General features: G+C 50.8%; 5 protein-coding genes. 4 read left to right on the forward strand and 1 reads right to left on the reverse strand.

Translation table 11 applies throughout. From position 1 onward, the window contains the following. Window positions 1–367 precede the first annotated feature (367 nt). Both panC and panD read left to right on the forward strand, forming a co-directional pair. The gene (gene panC / locus COY37_RS08015; RefSeq protein WP_286679283.1) at window positions 368–1,222 is read left to right on the forward strand and encodes a pantoate--beta-alanine ligase; all 855 of its coding nucleotides are present in this window, start codon (window positions 368–370) and stop codon (window positions 1,220–1,222) included. A 42-nt stretch (window positions 1,223–1,264) separates the two neighbouring features. Then, complete coding sequence (gene panD, locus COY37_RS08020; RefSeq protein WP_286679284.1) at window positions 1,265–1,651, forward strand: aspartate 1-decarboxylase; 387 nt, start codon at window positions 1,265–1,267, stop codon at window positions 1,649–1,651. 30 nt (window positions 1,652–1,681) lie between these two features. Here panD and COY37_RS08025 read toward each other — a convergent pair whose 3' ends face one another. Beyond that, a complete protein-coding gene (locus tag COY37_RS08025) occupies window positions 1,682–2,281 on the reverse strand; it encodes a DUF5317 domain-containing protein (RefSeq protein ID WP_286679285.1) in 600 nt (199 codons plus the stop codon). A 132-nt stretch (window positions 2,282–2,413) separates the two neighbouring features. Here COY37_RS08025 and COY37_RS08030 point away from each other — a divergent pair, with 132 nt between their 5' ends. Further along, a complete protein-coding gene (locus COY37_RS08030) occupies window positions 2,414–3,289 on the forward strand; it encodes a DMT family transporter (RefSeq protein WP_286679286.1) in 876 nt (291 codons plus the stop codon). Between the two features lie 173 nt (window positions 3,290–3,462). Continuing rightward, window positions 3,463–3,904, forward strand: a 442-nt coding sequence (locus COY37_RS08035; protein WP_286977143.1) for a hydrogenase maturation protease, incomplete at its 3' end; no start/stop codon positions are given.

The following is a 3,904-nucleotide window of genomic DNA, read 5'->3' on the forward strand; positions in this document are numbered from 1 at the left end:
CTGAAGGAGCAAATGGCGGGTGACGATTACATGTCATTCTGAACGAAGTGAAGAATCTTGGGTGCAGTGCCTTTTTTATAGCAGGAGGGTCTAAGCTTAGATAAGCCAGAGTGAGACAGACGGTTTATAGGCGGTTGGTATTTGTTTGATACATGCTTGGTAGATATGATACACGCTTGGTAAACGCTTCTTAGAAAGGTATATCAAAGCTTAGACATACTCAGTGACAGAAGTCGGTGAGTGCTCTCTAGATTCTTCGCTTCGCTCAGAATGACAATTGCCGGCGCTTTAGAATGACAATTGCCGGCGCTCAGAATGACAGGCAGATGATCGCAGACCATTATATAAAGGAGATTTCACGGGTTGGATGTTAGAAATAAAAACCATACGCGAGTTGCGCTCGGCGCTTAAAGAAGAGCGTGCGCGAGGTAAGAAAATAGGATTTGTGCCGACCATGGGGTATATGCATGAGGGGCACCTGGCGCTCATGCGCGAGGCCAACAGGCTGGCGGATGTCGTGGTGGTCAGCATCTTCGTTAACCCCACCCAGTTCGGGCCAAACGAGGATCTGGGCAAGTATCCGCGAGACATCGAGGGCGATCGGGACAAAGCCGCCGGTGTCGGCGTAGATTTCCTATTCGTGCCGGCGGTAAAGGAGATGTACTCGGAAGGCTATTCCACCTATGTAGAGGTAACCGGAGAGATGACGCACGTGCTCTGCGGCAGGAGCCGACCCGGGCACTTCAAAGGTGTTACAACCGTGGTGGCCAAGCTTCTTAATATCGTTGAGCCGGATATCGCGCTCTTCGGCAATAAAGACTGGCAACAGCTCGCGGTTATCAAGCGGATGGTGCGCGACCTTAACATGGATGTCGAAATCATCGGCGTGCCCACGGTGCGTGAAAACGGCGGGCTTGCCATGTCGTCAAGGAATACCTACCTGTCTCTCGAAGAGCGAAAAGCGGCGCTTGTCCTCTCAAAAGCGCTTAGACTTGCGCAGGATATGGTACGTACAGGTAAAACAAATGCTGGCGAAATCGCGGCCGAACTTAAGGAAACGATTGAAAACGAGGGGCTTATCGAGGTAGAATACCTGGAGGTGTGCGATCCTGAGAGCCTGTCCCCCGTCGAGACGATCGAGGCGAACACGCTTATTGCAGTGGCCGCCAGGGTTGGCAAGGCCCGCCTTATCGACAATGCGCTTATCGTGCCTGAATCTTGATAATTATGGTAAATTGTTTTACATTGTGAGCAGGGGAACGTTATGCAACGTCATATGTTAAAGAGCAAAATTCATCGCGCCACCATCACCGGGGCAAATGTGGATTACATCGGGAGCATCACAATCGACTCCGAGCTGATGGAGCGGGCCGATATACTGGAAAATGAGAAAGTACACGTAGTCAACGTAGATAACGGCGTGCGCCTTGAAACATATGCCATTCCCGGAGAGCCGGGCTCGGGTGTGATCTGCCTCAACGGCGCCGCGGCCAGGCTGATGAACCCGGGGGAACTGATAATCATCCTCGCCTATGCGGTCCTCACGGAAGACGAACTCAAGGGCTTCAAACCGCGGATTGTCTTTGTCGATGAGAACAACAGGCCGTTTCAAACACAGTCCCTGCAAGAAGAGATTCAGAACAAAGCTTAAAGTACGTCTATGATACACCTCTCGCCACCATTAAGCGCTCTCTTTCAGCTGCGTCGGACGTGCCAGGTGTTTTGGTTGGTAGCGCTCTTTTGCAACAGTAAGCTCTGCCCGGTGCTCAAGCATCGTTCCCCGGATTATCGCAAACATCCCAAGAGCGATGAGAATATCACCGATGCTGAAAGCGTAGCTTAGCGAAGAGAACAACGGCAGCGTGAAGGTGTCTCCTAAAAACCACAGCGATGATCCGGCATTTGCAACCTGGGCCGAGGATGCGGCCGACTCGAGGGTACTACTTGCAAATACCACGGTTGGACCGGGCATATATCCCCCGTTCGAGACAATCGCAAGAAAGTTAAGGGTAAGACCGGCGGCAACCACTTCGATCAACTTGACCTGTCTGTTAAGGAGTAAAAACGCGATGACAAGCATATATGAGACGATGTTTGCTACCATTCCTTCAGGAAGCGAGCTATACGGCGTAAAACCGCACACAAAGAGAGTCAACTGGATGGCGAGCGCCATCATAACGAGTGATCCGTAGCGAAGTGAGATTTGAGAAAGGGCGCTCATCCTGCCGCCCTGAATATATCCAATAGCTATGCCCAAAGCCAAAAACGGTACTAAAAACATCTGCCGCATCTCCTTTATTATAATGTGGTGCCCTGTTCTTAAATCTCGGCAAAATCGGGGTGGGGTTTAGAGGAATTGGTGTATCCGGTTCGGGAATATATACTTGATACTGCGCAACCTTACAGGAGCATTATGAGTGGGTATTTTAAAATAATTTTAGCGGCGATTATCTGGGGCTCGCTCGGAACGGTGGTGCGCTTCATCCACCTGCCAACCCTAATCTTGGTCTTTTATCGCGTCTCCTTTGCGGCGATCGCCATTTTCGTCTATATCGCCATGCGGCACAAGACCGAGGTTCTTGCAGTAGGCAAGCGGCTCTACTGGATCATCGCGATGGGTATACTTCTAACAATCAACTGGACCGCCTTTTTCTTCAGCATACGACTCACCTCGGTAGCAAATGCGGTCCTGATAACGTATACCGCGCCGATATTCGTGGCGATACTCGCGCCGCTTATCCTAAAGGAAAAGCTCGAGAAGATTACCATACTGAGCCTAGGCATATCACTCGTTGGGACGGCACTCATCGTGTCTGCATCGGTTACCGGATTAAGTAAAAGCGCCCTTGCGGGCATACTGTGGGCCGTAGTCTCTGCCATCACCTATGCGGTTCTTGTCATCATAAGCAAACCGCTTGCGGACAAAATCGATCCTGTTGCCATCATATTTTACGAGGAACTGGTCGGGGCGATAATTTTAAGCCCGGCGCTCTTCATCTATAAGTTCAGCATCAGCCCGCTTACCCTGTTTATATTGTTTGTGGTCGGCGCGTTTCATACCGCCTTTGCCGCAGCATTGTACCTTAACGGCCTGCGCGACGTAAAAGCCCAGCAGGTCGGCATCTTCACCTACCTCGACCCGGCAAGCGCCGTGGTGTTCGCGGCCATTTTCTTGGGCGAGATCCCGCGGCCTGTCACCATCCTAGGCGGACTCTTCATCATCGCCTCAGGCCTGATTTTGGTGATGGTGACCAGACAACGGGTAGAGACCGAGGTGGTATCGGAATAGATATACCCACAGATATCGCACAGATATAGTAGATACTAAAAGTAGATACTAAAATAGATACATGATCAAGAGATATAATAAAGAACTATAATAGACATCCATGCCGCTAAAAGTGGCACCGTCAGAGGATGAAAATAGTAATGGCATATACTGGTTATTTTCAGGGTAGAGTTATGAACAAAAAAACAACCGTAATCGGGTATGGAAACCCTTTGAGGGGAGATGATGGGGTTGCCCATCTTGTACTGGATGAGTTAGAGCGCATTTTGGGGGTGCCCGATATAGAAATCGTTCGACGGCACCAGCTTGACGTGGTGGATGCGGAGCTTATCGGCGAAAGCCATGCGGTGATTTTTGTGGATGCGCATGTGAGCGAGCAGCTTGGGGATATTGAGGTGCGAGAGATCACGGACGCGCGGACGGATGGTATAAACGTAACCCATATCTCGTCGCCTGAGGAGCTTATCGTACTGGCCAGAGAGATTTATGGTGCGACGCCCAGGGCGTTCGTATGCGCGGTGCGTGGCTATGACTTTTCATTTGGAGCGCAGGTAACAGAGCCAACCCAAAGGCTGGCTCGTAGTGCTGCGGGTGAGCTTTATCGCCTTATAGAAG

It is taken from the genome of Candidatus Aquicultor secundus (assembly GCF_002791875.1).
Classification (GTDB): domain Bacteria; phylum Actinomycetota; class Aquicultoria; order Aquicultorales; family Aquicultoraceae; genus Aquicultor_A; species Aquicultor_A secundus.